Below are 15308 nucleotides of genomic sequence, written 5' to 3' on the forward strand. Positions count from 1 at the left end.
ATATGTTTAAATTGGAAATTATCAGAGATACGCCTTTAGGAAAAAAAAATAATGAAGACACGTCTGTTTCAGAAGCGATCTTCTCTACTTATCTAGAGTATAAAACAGACATATTATTACATTGGAACGATTTGACTTTATGTCTAAGCAGAAGGGGCGACATTAGCGAAATCTACAGTGACGTTGTTGATGTATTGATTGAATTAGAGAAAAGGACTGAATCTTTCTTCATGGCATTTTTATCAAGCTCGTTTACCGCTTACTGGGATTTCAAAATCACTGACTCAGACTTAGTAATTGTGAGCGCCAAATGGATTGATGTTGTTTATCTAGACAAGGAAAAATCCAATATTAAAAAATCAACCATGACAATTTCAATATCTGACTTCACGGAGCAATGGAATTCAATATTAAAAATAATAAAAAAAGATCTTGTTTTTTTGGGCTACAACGACAAACTTGATGGCTTTGGCTTTTTGAAAAACTTGAACTAAGTATAACGCGCATTTTTAATGAGCGATGAGTCATTTCCCACTTGCTCACTTTCCTTAACTGCCTCTTTGCCTAATAAAAAATATTTCATAAACTATGCATAGTAAACACTGCGCCGATGACTTCGCCGTCTTCAGATACGTTACCCGTTTGATCTAAGACCCTGGGGCGGTATCACGCAAGCAATGCGACAACCTTTGGTACATCGTCACCGACCACCTCGGCACCCCGCTCGAATTACTCGACGAAAGCGGCCAACTGGCCTGGAGCAACAGCCCCAACATATGGGGCCAGGCGAGGTTGTGGAAAGCGGCGAATGACGAATTCGCCAGCAGCAATGTGGTACCCATCAACAAAACCACCTGCCCGCTTCGATTCCCCGGCCAGTACTACGACGAAGAAAGCGGACTGCACTACAATCGGCATCGGTACTATGATCCCGAGACGGCACAGTACCTGAGCCCGGATCCGCTGGGGCTGGGCGGAGGGGTCAGGCCTCAGGGGTATGTGGATAATCCCAACTGCTGGATCGATCCAAGCGGATTGTCAGATGAAAATATTTTCATCCATTATACGAATCAGTCTGGGTTTGAAAACATTATGAAAACTGGTGTTCTGGAACCCAACACCAAAGGCAAAGTTTACATCTCAAATGTATTGATGTCACCGAAAGATGTTATGCGAGACATTCTTATCAATGACCCCATGCACTCAGGAAAAGGAGACTACTCAATAATATTTAAAGCTGATGCCGCACAATTGAGCAATATTGTAAAAAGCTCGGAGCTCGAATACATCCACTCAGGGCGATTAAAGATAGGGGAAATACTGCATGCCGGAAAAAACCCCTATAGCGCTTTTTCCCATATTTCGTACGAACAGCGTCTAAAATTAACCCAAGAGCAAATCGACACTAGAGGTAAGAACTGTGGTTGATCAATCAGATCATGAGGAACGAGAACTACGCCTAAACCAAGGAGAAATCAGCGCTTTGAAGAAAGCAATAATGTATTTAAAGTTTTCTTGCGAGGATACCGAGTCTTTGCTTTACGCTGGAAGCCCTTTTATCAACAGCGCGCTAACAAAACTCCTTGATGTAGACGATTTAGGGGCCCAAGCCCGAGAATTCTACAAAAAACACCATGAACCCAATGAGTTATTTGCCTTATCAAAGATAGAAAAACTAGAGAAAGAAACGGGCAAACCGATTGACACAGTAACGAAACAGGAGGCCTTTAAAGAGTGCATATTCCCATTCCCTACAAGTGAAAAATAGGAGACGAATAGTGCCGCCTTCGGTCGGCGCCCCCGCAGTTCAACGTGAACCGCAGCAACACCCGCCATAACGTCTACGCCCACAGCGAAACATCTTCTGCGAGGATTACCTGTGCAACGCCGAACAACTGCTCGAAGCAGTCCCCATCTACGCGGACGGCACCTTCGTTTCGAATGCGCCAACGGCTCATATGCTAGGGGCGTCAAGAGCCTGTCTTAGGGCTATAAATAATGTTTTCAAGCTCGGAGGTCTGAAGCTGGAGGGTATCACTCACTAAATGACCGAATCAGGCGTTGAGCAATTAGTTTGTTCGCCTCACATGTCTCGCCGTATGAGACCGGTGTGCCCCCGTCTAGATCGCTGGTAGGATCCTTCACTCATTCCTACCCGCTGCCCCCTATAAAAATCATGCCATTGCCGCTGATCTACCACGAAGACTACAGCCCCGAGTTCCCGGCCGATCACCGCTTCCCCATGGACAAGTTTCGCTTGCTGCGCGATCACCTGGTGGACAGCGGCCTGACCTGCGACGCCGACCTGCTGCGTCCGCAGCTGTGCCCGCCAGAGATTCTCGCCCTTGCTCATGACCCTGCGTATATCGAACGCTATATGAGCGGCGAGTTGTCTCGCGAAGACCAGCGGCGTCTCGGCCTGCCCTGGAGCGAAGCGCTGGCGCGGCGAACGGTGCGGGCGGTCGGCGGTTCGCTGCTGGCAGCGGAGCAAGCGCTGGAACATGGCCTGGCCTGTCATTTGGCCGGCGGCACGCATCATGCGCATTACGATCATCCGGCAGGTTTTTGCATCTTCAATGATCTGGCGGTGATCAGCCATTTCCTGCTGGAGAGCGGCCGAGTAAATCGGGTGCTGATCTTCGATTGCGATGTGCATCAGGGCGACGGCACGGCGAGAATCCTGCACAACACGCCGGAAGCGGTCACCGTTTCCCTGCACTGCGAAAAGAATTTTCCTGCACGCAAGGCCAACAGTGACTGGGACATTCCCTTGCCGATGGGAATGGGTGATGCCGATTATCTGAAGGTCGTCGACGATGCGCTCAATTATTTATTGCCGCTCTATCAGCCGGACCTGGTGTTGTACGACGCCGGTGTCGACGTGCATAAGGATGACGCGCTCGGTTACCTGAATCTGACCGACGAAGGTGTGGCAGCGCGTGATGAAAGCGTGATGCGCCATTGTCTTGGTCGGGATATTCCACTGGTCGGGGTGATTGGTGGCGGTTACAGCAAGGACCGCAAAGCGCTGGCGCGGCGGCATGGCATCCTTCATCACAGCGCGCAAAGGGTGTGGAATTCATCAGGTTGTCACTGAGCTGTGGATTGTTTATGCACAATCGCTGTGGAACTGCCTGTGGATAACCTGAGTGGAAAGGTCTGCAGGCCGTGCGAGGTATAGGCTGCAGAGCTGTGGTTGTTTTTTAACCACCTCTGAAACCAACATCGATCAAATGTGTGAGCGGACGTGGGCTGCTAGAATGCGCGGCTTAATTCTGTCAGACCCAAGCCCCTAACATGACTCAGCCCTCGACCTCCATCCCCCCTCACGTCGCCATCATCGGCGGCGGCCCCGCCGGCCTGATGGCCGCTGAAGTGTTGAGCCAGGCCGGGATCAAGGTCGACCTGTACGACGGCATGCCTTCGGTCGGGCGCAAATTTCTGCTCGCCGGCGTCGGCGGCATGAACATCACTCACTCCGAAGCCTACCCGGCATTTCTCTCGCGCTATGCCGAACGCGCACCGCAGATTGCCCCGCTGCTTCGTTCATTCGGCGCCGACGCACTGTGCCAATGGATTCATGAGCTGGGTATCGAGACCTTTGTCGGCAGTTCCGGCCGGGTATTTCCCACTGACATGAAAGCAGCGCCGCTATTACGTGCCTGGCTCAAACGCCTGCGCGACAACGGCGTAGTTATCCACACCCGGCACCGTTGGCTGGGCTGGAATTCAGAGGGCAAACTTGAGGTATCCAGCCGGGAAGGTCAGAAAACCCTGTCGCCAGATGCAACGTTGCTGGCCCTCGGTGGCGGCAGCTGGTCGCGCCTCGGTTCCGACGGTGCGTGGATGCTGGCATTGGAGAACCAGGGCGTAGGACTGGCGCCGCTGCAACCGAGTAATTGTGGCTTCGAGGTGCAGGTATGGAGCGAACTGATGGTCAGCAAATTCGCCGGCGCCCCGCTAAAAAATATCGCGATCGGGCTCAATGACGACATTCCTCGGCTTGGGGAATGCGTGATCACGGCGACCGGGATTGAAGGCAGCTTGATCTACGCCCTGTCGGCACCGATTCGTGAAGCCATCAACGTGCATGGCAGCGCGACAATCCATATTGATCTGCTGCCCGGCCGGCCTGTGGATAAAATTCAAGCAGCTCTGAGCAAACCGCGCGGCTCGCGCTCCGTGTCAAAACACCTGCACAGTCAGTTGGGAATTGATGGCGTGAAAGCCGCCTTGCTGCGTGAACTGACCCCGGCATCCAGCTTCGCCGATCCGGCGTTGCTGGCCCGGGCGATCAAGGCACTGCCCCTGACGTTAGTGAAAGCTCGCCCGCTGGATGAAGCCATCAGCAGCGCCGGCGGTGTGTTGTTCGAGTCGATGGATGAGCGTTTGATGCTCAAGCAACTGCCCGGCGTGTTCTGCGCAGGGGAAATGCTGGATTGGGAAGCGCCGACCGGTGGCTATCTGCTGACCGCGTGTTTCGCCAGTGGGCGGGCGGCGGGGATGGGGATGGTGGAGTGGATGCAGAGCAAAGGCTGAAGCCCGAGGAACGCCCTTTCGCGAGCAGGCTCGCTCCCACATTCGACCGAGTGCTTTCAGAAAAAGCGCGGTTAATGTGGGGGTGAGCTTGCCCCGGGCGGCGTTCTGACGATGGCGTCCTGACTGGCGCCGCCGCTATTCAGGGCTTCTTCTTACGCGGGCCAGTATTAAACACCGGCACTTTGCGCACAGGCTTGATCGAAGGTTCCGGCGCCGAAGCGTCACCACTCTCCACCCACTTGCCCAGATTGCGCTTACCGCCACCCGAGGTTTTCGGCTTCTTGGGTTTCTTCGGCTTCTTCACCACCTGACCGCTGGCGTCGGTATCCGGCACCCGGTGCTCAGGCTCGAAGTCATGCTCCATCTGCCGGGGCAACGTCTGACGGGTCAGCGTCTCGATGGCTGACAGCAAATTCACTTCATCTGCGCACACCAGCGAAATGGCCTGCCCGGTCGCCCCCGCTCGGCCCGTACGGCCGATGCGGTGAATGTAGTCTTCCGCGACGATCGGCAGATCAAAGTTGACCACCAGTGGCAAATCTTCGATATCCAGACCACGGGCCGCGACGTCGGTCGCCACCAGAATCTGCACTTCGCTGGCCTTGAAGCGGTCCAGCGCACGCTGACGGGTCGCCTGCGGTTTGTCACCGTGGATGCCATCGGCGTTAACGCCCAGGCCCTGCAGTTTTTCCACCAGTGCGTCGACACCATTACGGGTCTTGGCGAAAACCAGCACCTGCTTCCATTTGCCCTTGCGCAGCAGATGAATGAACAGCTCCGGCTTGCGCTTCTTGTCCACCACCACAACCCATTGCTTGACGGTGCTGGCGGCAACGTTGCGCGGGCTGACTTCGATGCTCAGCGGATCGTTGAGCATTTGCCCGGCCAGCAAACGGATGGCGTCGGAGAAGGTCGCGGAGAACAACAGCGTCTGACGCTGCTTCGGCAGCACGCGGTAAATGTTGCCCAACTCCTCGGAAAAACCCAGATCGAGCATGCGGTCGGCTTCGTCAAGAATCAGGGTTTGCAGCTGATTGAACTTGAGAGCCTTCTGGCGATACAGGTCGAGCAAACGACCCGGGGTCGCCACCAGCACGTCGACACCTTTACGCAGTTTCATCATCTGCGGGTTGATGCTGACGCCGCCGTACACGGCGTACGTGCTCAGCGGCAGGTTCTCGGCGTATTGGCGAACGGCTTCGTGAACCTGTTCCGCCAGTTCGCGGGTCGGCACCAGAATCAATGCGCGCACTGAGTTGGAGGCCACTGTCGGCCCTTCCATGGCCAGCAACTGCAAGAGCGGCAGGGCGAAACCGGCGGTCTTGCCGGTGCCGGTCTGGGCCGCGGCCATCAGGTCGCGACCGGCCAGCACCGCTGGAATGGCTTGCGCCTGAACCGGCGTCGGGGTCTGGTAGCCGAGCGTCTCGAGGGAGCGCAGCAAGGGTTCGATCAGGCCAAGGGTGGCGAAAGTCATGGGTTTACCGTAGGAAAATTCAGCGCGGGTGCCACAAGTGGGTGCCACAAGTGGGTGCAAACAAGTGTGCAATGGCGCGCAGTTTACCCTAATTCACGCTCGATTCTGTCGGCACCACGGTAGCCGGTTTTTGCGCAGGTCGGCGCCATTGCGGCAAGCCGATCAAGACCACGGCGCTGATGATCACCAGCATGGCCAATGCTTCCTCGATGCCGATGGTTTCGCCGACAAACACAATCCCCAGCAAAACGGCGACGGCCGGATTGACGTAGGCATAACTGGTGGCCGCCGCCGGACGCACGTTTTTCAGCAGGTACATGTAGGCGTTGAAGGCAATGATCGAACCGAAAAAGGTCAGGTAAGCCAGGGCTGCCCAGCCCTCGATCGGTGGCAGCGCCTCCATGTGTTCCCCGCTCAGCGCGCTGCCGATCAACAGCGCCACGCCGCCGACCAGCATTTCCACGGCGCTGGCCATTGCGCCCTGCGGCAATGGCAAGTGTTTGCTCCACACCGAACCGAACGCCCACGCCGCAGCGGCGAAAATCAGCAAGGCGGCGCCCAGCGGGCTCGACTGCAGATTGGAGCCGAGGTTGAGCATGCCAATGCCGATCAGCCCGAGCGCAATCCCGGCCCATTCAAGACGGGTATTGCGCGCGCCCCAGAAATAGCCGAAGAGCAAAGTGAACAGTGGCACTGTCGCCACCGCCAGCGCCGCGACGCCCGAGGCCACGCCGGTGTGTTCAGCGACACTCACTGCACCGTTACCGCAGGTCAGCAACAAAATCCCGATGATCCCCGCTGCTTTCCACTGCGCCCACGTCGGCGCCGGAGCTCCGCGCCAGCGCAGGTAGGCGTACATCAAGGTCCCGGCGATCACGAAGCGCACGCCGGCGAGCAACAACGGTGGCCAGTATTCCACGCCGATACGGATCACCAGGTAGGTCGAGCCCCAAATCACGTACAGCGCAAAAAAGGCAGCGATCAGCGGCAAGGGAAAGCGACGTGGGCCAGGCATGGGGAAGCTCGCAGGCAGGACAATTGAACGACTATTCTAAAAAGGCCAACTGCGAAAAATAAGTTACAAAACCTGTTTATAGCGACGGTACACTTTTCAAAACATGGAGATTACCGCTATAAACCGTGCTTTCGAAAGTCAGTCATTTTTCAGGAATTCGACCATGGACAAATACGACCGCATGCTCCTCGGCGCTCTGCTGGAAAACGGTCGTGCGTCCTACGCCGAACTCGCGCGCAAGGTGAACCTGTCCGCCCCGGCCGTGGCCGAACGCGTGGCGAAGCTCGAAGCGTGCGGGGTGATCACCGGGTATCAGGCGAAAGTCGACATGGCCAAGCTGGGATTGCCGATTCAATGCGTCATCGAGTTGCGCCTGAATCAGCACGGCAATCAGAAAGCCTACGACGACCTGATCAAGATTCCGCAGTTGACCGAGTGCCATCGGGTCACGGGCGACCCTTGCGTGATCATGCAGGCAGCAGTGGGTTCGATGCCGGAGCTGGAGGCGTTGATCAACCGGATCGCCAAATTCGGCTTCAGCAAGACCTCGATTGTGTTGTCGAGCGCGATAGAGAAGCGCGTGCCGTTGGGGCAGCTGGAAGGGAACGGGAAAATTTGAATACGGCACGCCCCCTGTAGGAGCCGGCTTGCTGGCGATTGCGCTTCATCATTCAACACTGATGCCGACTGACAAACCGCCATCGCCGGCAAGCCGGCTCCTACAGGGTTTTGTGGTTTTATCAGAACCCGCGATGGCGCTTGAGGTGGTCGGTGATTTTCGCTGCCGGCACCTTCTGCAGGCTCACCAGCAGATCGTGCGATAACTCGCGCAAGCCGTGCGTCTGCCGCAGTTCTTGCGCCAGATGCGCCGTCAGGTTGGCGGCCATTTCGGCATCGGCCATGGCCCGGTGAGCCTTGCCGGTGTGGGGTAACCGCGCGAAGGTCGTCAGGGTGCCGAGTTTGTGGTTCGGCGCCGCCGGCATCAGGCGACGGGCCAGCAGCAGCGAGCAGGCGAAGTTCTGCAATCGCGTGCGTTTGATTCGGCCCAACTCGAAATCCCAGAACTTCTGGTCGAATGCGGCATTGTGCGCGAGCAACGGCGTGCAGCCGACGAATTCGTTGACCTCGTTCATCACCCGCTCGGCCGGAGGCGCGGTGCGCAGCATGGCGTTGCTGATGCCGGTGAGTTGTTCGATGAAGGCCGGTACGCGCACGCCCGCGTTCATCAGGCTCTGGTAACGCTCAACGATACGCCCCTGTTCGAGGATCACCACGGCAATTTCCGTGGCCCGGCAACTGCTGCTCGGAGAGATCCCGGTGGTTTCAAAGTCGATGACTGCTATGCGTTCCAAACCTGTTTCAACTCCGAAAAAATCAATTTTTGAGCAGCAATGCGCCTTCGATCGGCACATAGCGGCTGGCAGCACGGATCAGCGAATTGGCGGTCAGCCCCGGCACGCCGTACGCCACCGCTTGCACCCCGTGCTTGGCGATGATGCGCTCCAGCAGCATGTCGAAATCACCGTCGCCAGACGCGAGCACCACTTCGTCGACGTGGTCGGCGGCGTCCATTATATCGAGCGTGATACCCACATCCCAGTCGCCCTTGGCCGAGCCGTCGCTGCGCTGGATGTAAGGCTTGAGCTTCACGGTAAAACCGAGATTGCGCAGGATCTGCTGAAACTGCTGCTGTTTGCTGTCGCCACGATCAATGGCGTAGGCATACGCCTCGACGATCTGCCCTTGCTTGCTGATGTCAGCCCACAACGCGGCGTAGTTGAAATGGCAACCATAGGCTTGTCGCACGGTGTAATAGAGGTTTTGCACATCGGCGAACACTGCAATTTTTTTCACCGGAGTTCCTCATTGCGCACAGACGCGCGGGCAGAATCAGGCGCCAGGCCCGAAAAGTTGCCCAGTATGCCAGCCTGAAGGAATGTTCCGCGAATAATCGGTCCGGAGCGTCGCAGCGCCCCGGACGAATGGCGCGTCAGACGAAGGAATCGTCGTCACCACCAAAGAACGATGAGCTGTCATCGCTGTAATCGGCGTCGGTGAACCCGCCTTGATCGGCGGCGTTGTCGGCCACCCGCTGGTCATCGCCCCAACCATTGCTGCCGTCAGCCTGGTCGTTGACCTGCGCCGGCTCTTCCTTGATCACTTCGACCACTTCCGGCTGCTGATTGTGATGGAACAGGCTGCTGATGCCTTGCGCCAGCATCACACCACCGGCCACGCCGGCGGCGGTTTTCAAAGCGCCGCCCATGAAACCGCCGCCGGCCGTCTGCGCCGAGTTCTGGCCGTAATTTTGCGAAGGCGGTACTGCACCAAAGTTTTGCTGGGCTGGCTGACTGTTGAACGAAGGTCGACCCGGTTCACGCCAGCCGTTATTGGTCGGCGGTGCACTTTGCGTCGGCGCAGGTTGCGGATCACGCGAGCCGCCGCCAAAGATGCTCGATAAAAAACCACCGCTGCTTGGGGCTGGCGTTTGTGCCTTGTTCGACTGCAGCTCAGCCTGCAACTGCTGAACTTGCCGGGTCAGCTGTTTATTCTGCTCATCGAGGCTTTTGAGCGCGGCCTCTTGCACCAGCACCGTCTGGGTCATGAAATAGCCCGCCGCAGGCTGGCGAGTCATGTGTTCCTTGATCCGCGTCTCGGCCTGGGCGTCGCGCGGGGCTGAATCCGTTTCGGCCTGTTGCAGCCGGGAAAACAGTCCATCGATCAGGGTTTGTTCTTCGCTGTTCATGGCGACCTCGTAGATTGCCGGGAAAATCATCGCCCTCATCCACTGTGGACAAGGTGCTCTGCAGTAATGGGGGTGATACAGAATGTTTCAATGGCCTTTACCGAACGTTTACGTTTGCTTCGGGCAGCACATGATCGGTTACAGTGAGTCACCCAATGTGATGTGCGATACCGACTGATGAATCCGTTCGACGTACTGCGTGACTCTCTGTATTTCTTCAAGCGCAATCTGGGCCAGATCGTGCGGCTGTGCCTGCCACTGGTGATCGTTGAAGCTGTGCTGCAACAAGTGGTCGACCAGTCCACCGAGCCGGACAGCTTTCCCGGTATCAGCGTGATTGTCGGCCTGCTGGTGTACCCGCTTTACACCGCCGCGCTGATCCTCTTTCTGGATGCGCGCAGCCGCGGCGAGACGCCGCGCAACCGCGACTTGCTGGCAATGTCCGCCGCCCTATGGCCGCGCTTCGCCCTGCTGACGGCGCTGAACACGCTGCTGATCCTGATCGGCCTCTCGCTGTATTTTCTGCCGGGCATCTGGCTGATGGTGACACTGGCGTTCGGCGAATATCTGCTGGTGCTGCGCGGCATGGCGCCACTGGCGGCGATGAAGGAAAGCCTGCGCCTGACGCGGGGCAATTTTCTGCGCATCCTGGTGTGCATTCTCTGCGTGATGGGCCCATTGTGGCTGCTCAAGGGCGCGACGCTGACGGTTTACCCGGAACCGCAGAACGCGGTTATTGCGCTTCTGATAGACAGTGCACAGAGCTTTCTGCAGTTGTTCACCAGCGTGGTGTTGTTCCGTCTGTTCATGCTGATCAGCGATGTGCCGGAAAAGATCGATCGGCCGCTTTGACTGCCGGCTGGCGACGCCTTACGCAGCCTTCGGCAGCTGCTACAAGTGCGGTTTGACGGCTAATTGATGGGCAGGCTGTTTAGGCTCGGTTATCCTCGGTCCATCTTTTGTAACGCCATAAGCCGAGCCATGACCCGTCTGCTGCGCTACACCCTCCTGGGCTTGCTGATTGCCATCAGCCTGACCGGCCTGCTGATCTACAACCTCACCTGGCGCCCGGAGGCCAGGGAAACCGCGCCGGTCAGCTGCAATGCTCAGGCGCCCACGCTGGTGGCCGGTCAGGCGTTGAAGGTGATGACGTGGAACGTGCAATACCTGGCGGGCAAACGTTATGTGTTCTGGAATGACCTGGCCGCCGGCACCGACGAAAACCCCACGCCCGCCGACATGGCCTTCAGCCTGGATGAAGTGGCGCGGGTAATCCGCGACGAGCAGCCAGACATCGTGCTGCTGCAGGAACTCGACGACGGCGCGAAGACCAGCGGCTACCAGCATCAGCTCAAATTGCTGCAAGAGCGGGTCGCAGACCTCTATCCGTGCAGCACCTACGCCTTCGACTGGAAAGCTGAATTCGTACCTGAACCGCAGATTTTCGGCAGCGTCGGCCGCCAGTTGGCGACCCTCAGCCGCTATCGGATAGACCACGCTGAGCGCCTGCAATTGCCAACAGCACCGGTTAATTTCATCCGCCGCCAGTTCGAGCCGAGAAATGCCCTGCTAGTCGCCTATCTGCCGTTCGGCACCGGTGGGCAGATGGCCGTGGTCAACACGCACCTTGAACGCGCCCGCCAACCGGACGATACGCTGCAGGCGCAAGTGACAGCCACGGCCAAAGTCCTCGACAAGTTCGAAAGTCGCGGTACGCCGTGGTTGATCGGGGGTGATTTCAACCTGTTGCCGCTGGGCCAGTACCGACGCCTGTCCGACGAACAACGGTCACCGTATTCCGCCGACAGCGTCCTGCATGTGCTGTGGGACAAATACCCGATGATTCCGACCAACAACGAAGCCAGCGGGGTCAATCGCGCGCAGTGGCTGACTCATTACCCTAATGACCCAGGCCTCAACGGCCCGGACCGCACGGTTGACTATCTGTTCTACAGCCCACGGATCAAGCGGGTCGAAGCGATGGTGCGGCAGGACGATACCTTGCGGATCTCCGATCATTTGCCGGTGATTGCGCGGTTTCTATTACCAACTTCCAACTAGTGGCCTGAAGCAATAAACGGGATGGTAATTCAATGCCAAGCGTGCAATGTGTGCCAGTCAGTAAAATGAAGCGCGTCAACTCGGCATCAAGCCCCAAGGTAATGAATAGTTACTGAACATAACAAACTGTCAACTATGACAGTATTTCCGCTTCGCAATCGGTAGTAAAAATCAGGTCACGCTACATTTCGCCAGAAGCTGGGCGTGTCCAAAGGGCAATTCCGCACCACGAGTCGCGCGGACGTCCAATAACTGATTAGCTGCAAGCGGAGATTATATGTCCACAAGCATTGCAAAACCCGTGTTCCCCATCCTGCTAGCCTTTGTTGCACTATTAAGCGCACATCAAAATGCTGCGGCACAGACGGCCGTGGGAGAAAACCTGACACAACCGACGGTCGACCCCGGCGAACCGCCTGAAAATGCAAGGGTGACCCGGTATGGATGCAGTTTTGAACATCGGAATCAGTACATCACCGCGAACGTCAGCGATTGGCAAGCTGCCGGAAAATACATTGCGCGCGTCACAGACGTTCACATAACGAAGTATCCCGATCACGCCACAGCGTCCGCGAGCCTGACCATATCGGCTACCGGTGCATCAAATCAGACTCACTCAGGCATCCCGATGGACGGAAAGTGGCACAGCTCGCCCATTTTTGTGGTCGGCACCGGCGGACCACGTCTTGAGGGCATTATGGAAAAACCTTTTGGAAACGGATGCATCTTGTCCGCAATTGGAAAGTAAAACGTTACGGTCGTCGGCCTGCCTGTTCTCGAGCAAGGGAAGAAATCTTTCTGTTCGGCGACCATGATAATCCCGTTGATAGCTGCGTCCCGATGTCGCCGGTATCACCCGAATCCAAGGAAATCCCAACTGTATGTTGCATTGTTTTCTGCCGTCACTTTGAAGTCCACCTGATAAGACGTCAGGATTTTCTCGGCTTCGCCCGCGCAGTCGCCTCCGCCACCAGCGGATCATCCGGCCAATAATGTTTCGGATACCGTCCCTTCAAATCCTTCTTTACCTCGGCGTAAGTGCTGCGCCAGAAGTTCGCTAAATCCTGCGTGACCTGCACCGGCCGACGCGCAGGCGAGAGCAGATGCAGCTTCACCACTTGGCGGCCACCGGCAATCCGTGGCGTCTCGGCCAGGCCAAACAACTCTTGCAAGCGCACCGCGAGAATCGGCGGCTGTTCACTGTAATCCAGCCGGATCGAGGAACCTGACGGCACGTTCAAATGCTGCGGCGCCAGCTCGTCCAGCCGCTGCGGTAGCGGCCAGGGCAGTAGATTACGGACGATGCTCGACAGGTCGAGATTGCCGAAGTGACTGAGCCGCGAGACTTTGCCCAGATAGGGCATCAGCCAGTGCTCAAGGCTTTTCAGGAGAAAAGCGTCACTGACATCTGGCCATTCACTTTCGCCTTTGCTGGCAAGGTCCAACTGGCGCAGCAAGGCGACTCGCGCCTGCCACTGACGCAGCTCCGGCGTCCACGGCAATAATTCCAGACCTTTACGGCGTACCAGATTAACCAGTGCCTGACTGCGCGCACTTTCGTCGAGCCCGGTCAGTGGCTCGCGGCTGAGGATCAATTCCCCAACCTTGCGCTGGCGCTCGGCGCGCAGCACGCCTTCGCGCTCGTCCCAGTCCAGTTGATCGATCACTCGCACCTGCTCGGCCAGTACGGAATCGAACAGTGCCGGATCGAAGTCCGCCGCCAGGTAAATTCGTTCCTCACGCTGGCCCTGACGACTGCCAAGATCGGCGATCACCAGCCACGCTTGCTTCATCAAACTGTCGGCTTCAGCGAACAACGCCGCACGCCCGTTGGCTAGCCGATATTCCGCGCCGCCCGCGCGCCGTTGCTGGGCGACACGATCCGGATAAGCCAAGGCCAGCAACGCGCCGAGCCAGCGCGGATGATCAGGATCGCTGACGGGCTCGGTCGCTTTGCCGCGCAGATAACCGCGATACTGCCGCGCCAGTTGCCGGGCTCGCTGTACGCCACCCTGGGTACCGCGCGCGGCACGTTCCTCGCCGGACAACAGCACCAGGCGGCTGTGCAGATCCGCGCCGGCGCCGCGCAAAATATCGCGCTCGCCCAGCAGTGCAGCGACGTCGCAGGCCATTTGCGCCAGACCCAGCGCTTGCCCACGCAACAGCAGATGGGCAATACGCGGGTGCGCCGGCAGTTCAGCCATCGCCTGGCCGTGACGGGTCAGCGCATCACCGTCGAGCGCGCCGAGTCGATCCAGCAAGTCCTGCGCCTGCGCATACGCCGCCGTCGGCGGAATATCCAGCCACACCAATTGCCCTGGCGTCACGCCCCAGCGACCCAATTGCAGAGCGAGACCGGCCAGGTCCGCCGAGAGGATTTCCGCGCTCGCGTACGCCGCCAGTTGTTCGTGCTGGTCCTGCGACCACAGGCGATAACACACGCCTGGCTCCAACCGCCCTGCCCGACCGGCGCGTTGCGTGGCGCTGGCCTTGGAGATGCGTTGGGTATCGAGGCGGGTCATGCCGCTGCCCGGGTCGAAACGCGGCACCCGAGCCAGCCCGGCATCAATCACCACGCGCACGCCATTGATGGTCAGGCTGGTCTCGGCGATGTTGGTCGCCAGCACCACTTTGCGCTTGCCGACGGGGGCGGGATCGATGGCGGCGCGTTGCGCGGCGAGATCCAGCTCACCGTGCAATGGGCACAACAAAACTTGTGTGCCGTCGCCCAACGCCTCAGCGACTTGCTGATGCACGCGGCGGATTTCCGCTTGCCCGGGCAGAAATACCAGCAGGCTGCCGGTTTCATCATTCAACGCGTCGAGAATGGTTTGAACCACGCGCGGCTCGATGAATTCACCGGGCTGAAACGGCCGGCCCCAGCGCATCTCGACCGGGTACATGCGCCCTTCGCTGCGCAGGATCGGCGCGTCATCCAGCAGCCCGGCGAGGCGTTCGCCTTCCAGCGTGGCCGACATCAACAGGATCTTCAGCGGCTGATCTTCGCGGAACAACTCGCGGCCGTTCAGGCTTAGCGCCAATGCCAGGTCCGCGTCGAGACTGCGTTCGTGGAACTCGTCAAAGATCAGCAGGCCCACGCCCTCCAGCGCCGGATCATCCTGCAGGCGCCGGGTGAGAATACCTTCGGTGACCACTTCGATCCGCGTGTTGGGGCCAACCTTGCTGTCCAGGCGAATGCGGTAGCCGACCGTTTCACCGACCTTTTCACCCAGTTCACTGGCCAATCGCTCCGCCGCCGCCCGTGCCGCCAACCGCCGCGGCTCCAGCATCAGAATGGTCTGCCCGGCGAGCCAGGGCTCATTCAGCAAGGCTAATGGAACACGGGTGGTTTTACCGGCACCGGGCGGCGCTTCAAGCACTGCTTCATGGCGAATTGCCAAGGCGTCACGCAGGGCGGGTAAAACATCATCGATTGGCAACGAATTCATACTGGCTCCAAAGCAGAGCGGCGA

15 protein-coding genes and 1 pseudogene are annotated in these 15308 nt (G+C 58.0%); 10 read left to right on the plus strand and 6 right to left on the minus strand.

All coding sequences use genetic code 11. The features are described 5' to 3' along the window. Nucleotides 1-2 precede the first annotated feature (2 nt). The 6 genes and pseudogenes from DU29_RS0105305 to DU29_RS0105325 all read left to right on the plus strand — a co-directional run bounded on the left by DU29_RS0105305 (nt 3) and on the right by DU29_RS0105325 (nt 4539). Complete coding sequence (locus tag DU29_RS0105305; RefSeq protein WP_028620781.1) at nt 3-494, plus strand: hypothetical protein; 492 nt, start codon at nt 3-5, stop codon at nt 492-494. Nucleotides 495-696: 202 nt separating this feature from the next. Then, nucleotides 697-777: pseudogene (locus tag DU29_RS1000000133665) on the plus strand (RHS domain-containing protein); the annotation flags it as partial. 15 nt (nt 778-792) lie between these two features. Then, on the plus strand, nt 793-1428 hold the full coding sequence (locus tag DU29_RS1000000133500) for an RHS repeat-associated core domain-containing protein (protein WP_050483075.1): 636 nt from the start codon (nt 793-795) through the stop codon (nt 1426-1428). Continuing rightward, nucleotides 1421-1768 carry a hypothetical protein gene (locus DU29_RS0105315; protein WP_028620782.1) on the plus strand — a complete coding sequence of 116 codons (348 nt, stop codon included), beginning with the start codon at nt 1421-1423 and terminating at the stop codon, nt 1766-1768. Before DU29_RS1000000133500 ends, DU29_RS0105315 begins: the two co-directional genes overlap by 8 nt. A 408-nt stretch (nt 1769-2176) precedes the next feature. Then, entirely contained in the window at nt 2177-3097 is a 921-nt protein-coding gene (locus tag DU29_RS0105320) for a histone deacetylase family protein (RefSeq protein ID WP_028620783.1), read from the plus strand. A gap of 200 nt (nt 3098-3297) precedes the next feature. Next, nucleotides 3298-4539 carry a TIGR03862 family flavoprotein gene (locus DU29_RS0105325; RefSeq protein ID WP_028620784.1) on the plus strand — a complete coding sequence of 414 codons (1242 nt, stop codon included), beginning with the start codon at nt 3298-3300 and terminating at the stop codon, nt 4537-4539. Between the two features lie 139 nt (nt 4540-4678). Here the strand turns inward: DU29_RS0105325 and DU29_RS0105330 are convergent, their stop codons facing one another. Together DU29_RS0105330 and yedA are read right to left on the minus strand one after the other, a co-directional pair. Next, nucleotides 4679-6013, minus strand: coding sequence for a DEAD/DEAH box helicase (locus DU29_RS0105330; protein ID WP_028620785.1), 1335 nt, complete (start codon nt 6011-6013; stop codon nt 4679-4681). An 88-nt stretch (nt 6014-6101) separates the two neighbouring features. After that, entirely contained in the window at nt 6102-7028 is a 927-nt protein-coding gene (gene yedA, locus DU29_RS0105335; protein ID WP_028620786.1) for a drug/metabolite exporter YedA, read from the minus strand. A gap of 163 nt (nt 7029-7191) precedes the next feature. Between yedA and DU29_RS0105340 the strand changes: the two genes are divergently transcribed. Continuing rightward, complete coding sequence (locus DU29_RS0105340) at nt 7192-7647, plus strand: Lrp/AsnC family transcriptional regulator (protein ID WP_028620787.1); 456 nt, start codon at nt 7192-7194, stop codon at nt 7645-7647. Between the two features lie 121 nt (nt 7648-7768). Here DU29_RS0105340 and DU29_RS0105345 read toward each other — a convergent pair whose 3' ends face one another. The 3 genes from DU29_RS0105345 to DU29_RS0105355 form a co-directional block, all read right to left on the minus strand. Next, entirely contained in the window at nt 7769-8380 is a 612-nt protein-coding gene (locus DU29_RS0105345) for a 3'-5' exonuclease (protein ID WP_028620788.1), read from the minus strand. Between the two features lie 22 nt (nt 8381-8402). Further along, a complete protein-coding gene (locus DU29_RS0105350; protein WP_017340917.1) occupies nt 8403-8882 on the minus strand; it encodes a LabA-like NYN domain-containing protein in 480 nt (159 codons plus the stop codon). A 136-nt stretch (nt 8883-9018) separates the two neighbouring features. Beyond that, a complete protein-coding gene (locus DU29_RS0105355; RefSeq protein ID WP_028620789.1) occupies nt 9019-9774 on the minus strand; it encodes a DUF2076 domain-containing protein in 756 nt (251 codons plus the stop codon). A gap of 177 nt (nt 9775-9951) precedes the next feature. On the opposite strand from DU29_RS0105355, the gene DU29_RS0105360 reads away from it, so the two are divergent. The 3 genes from DU29_RS0105360 (at nt 9952) to DU29_RS0105370 (ending at nt 12583) form a co-directional block, all read left to right on the plus strand. Further along, nucleotides 9952-10626, plus strand: a complete 675-nt coding sequence (locus DU29_RS0105360) for a YciC family protein (RefSeq protein WP_028620790.1) — start codon at nt 9952-9954, stop codon at nt 10624-10626. Nucleotides 10627-10755: 129 nt separating this feature from the next. Continuing rightward, entirely contained in the window at nt 10756-11835 is a 1080-nt protein-coding gene (locus tag DU29_RS0105365; protein ID WP_028620791.1) for an endonuclease/exonuclease/phosphatase family protein, read from the plus strand. Between the two features lie 277 nt (nt 11836-12112). Further along, nucleotides 12113-12583: a hypothetical protein gene (locus DU29_RS0105370; protein WP_028620792.1), complete on the plus strand. Its 471-nt coding sequence runs from the start codon at nt 12113-12115 to the stop codon at nt 12581-12583. 181 nt (nt 12584-12764) lie between these two features. On the opposite strand, the gene hrpB is transcribed toward DU29_RS0105370, so the two are convergent. Continuing rightward, nucleotides 12765-15284 (minus strand): ATP-dependent helicase HrpB, encoded by a 2520-nt coding sequence (gene hrpB, locus DU29_RS0105375; RefSeq protein ID WP_028620793.1) that lies wholly within the window; start codon nt 15282-15284, stop codon nt 12765-12767. Between the last annotated feature and the right edge of the window lie 24 nt (nt 15285-15308).

The sequence above is a fragment of the Pseudomonas sp. Ant30-3 genome (genome assembly GCF_000690905.1).
Lineage (GTDB): Bacteria > Pseudomonadota > Gammaproteobacteria > Pseudomonadales > Pseudomonadaceae > Aquipseudomonas.

Excerpts from the sequence above, each read along its gene's own strand:
- DU29_RS0105305 (WP_028620781.1), top strand. The coding sequence starts at position 3 with ATGTTTAAATTGGAAATTATCAGAGATACGCCTTTAGGAAAAAAAAAT.
- DU29_RS0105320 (WP_028620783.1), top strand. The coding sequence starts at position 2,177 with ATGCCATTGCCGCTGATCTACCACGAAGACTACAGCCCCGAGTTCCCG.
- DU29_RS0105325 (WP_028620784.1), top strand. The coding sequence starts at position 3,298 with ATGACTCAGCCCTCGACCTCCATCCCCCCTCACGTCGCCATCATCGGC.
- DU29_RS0105330 (WP_028620785.1), bottom strand. The coding sequence starts at position 6,013 with ATGACTTTCGCCACCCTTGGCCTGATCGAACCCTTGCTGCGCTCCCTC.
- yedA (WP_028620786.1), bottom strand. The coding sequence starts at position 7,028 with ATGCCTGGCCCACGTCGCTTTCCCTTGCCGCTGATCGCTGCCTTTTTT.
- DU29_RS0105340 (WP_028620787.1), top strand. The coding sequence starts at position 7,192 with ATGGACAAATACGACCGCATGCTCCTCGGCGCTCTGCTGGAAAACGGT.
- DU29_RS0105355 (WP_028620789.1), bottom strand. The coding sequence starts at position 9,774 with ATGAACAGCGAAGAACAAACCCTGATCGATGGACTGTTTTCCCGGCTG.
- DU29_RS0105360 (WP_028620790.1), top strand. The coding sequence starts at position 9,952 with ATGAATCCGTTCGACGTACTGCGTGACTCTCTGTATTTCTTCAAGCGC.
- DU29_RS0105365 (WP_028620791.1), top strand. The coding sequence starts at position 10,756 with ATGACCCGTCTGCTGCGCTACACCCTCCTGGGCTTGCTGATTGCCATC.
- DU29_RS0105370 (WP_028620792.1), top strand. The coding sequence starts at position 12,113 with ATGTCCACAAGCATTGCAAAACCCGTGTTCCCCATCCTGCTAGCCTTT.
- hrpB (WP_028620793.1), bottom strand. The coding sequence starts at position 15,284 with ATGAATTCGTTGCCAATCGATGATGTTTTACCCGCCCTGCGTGACGCC.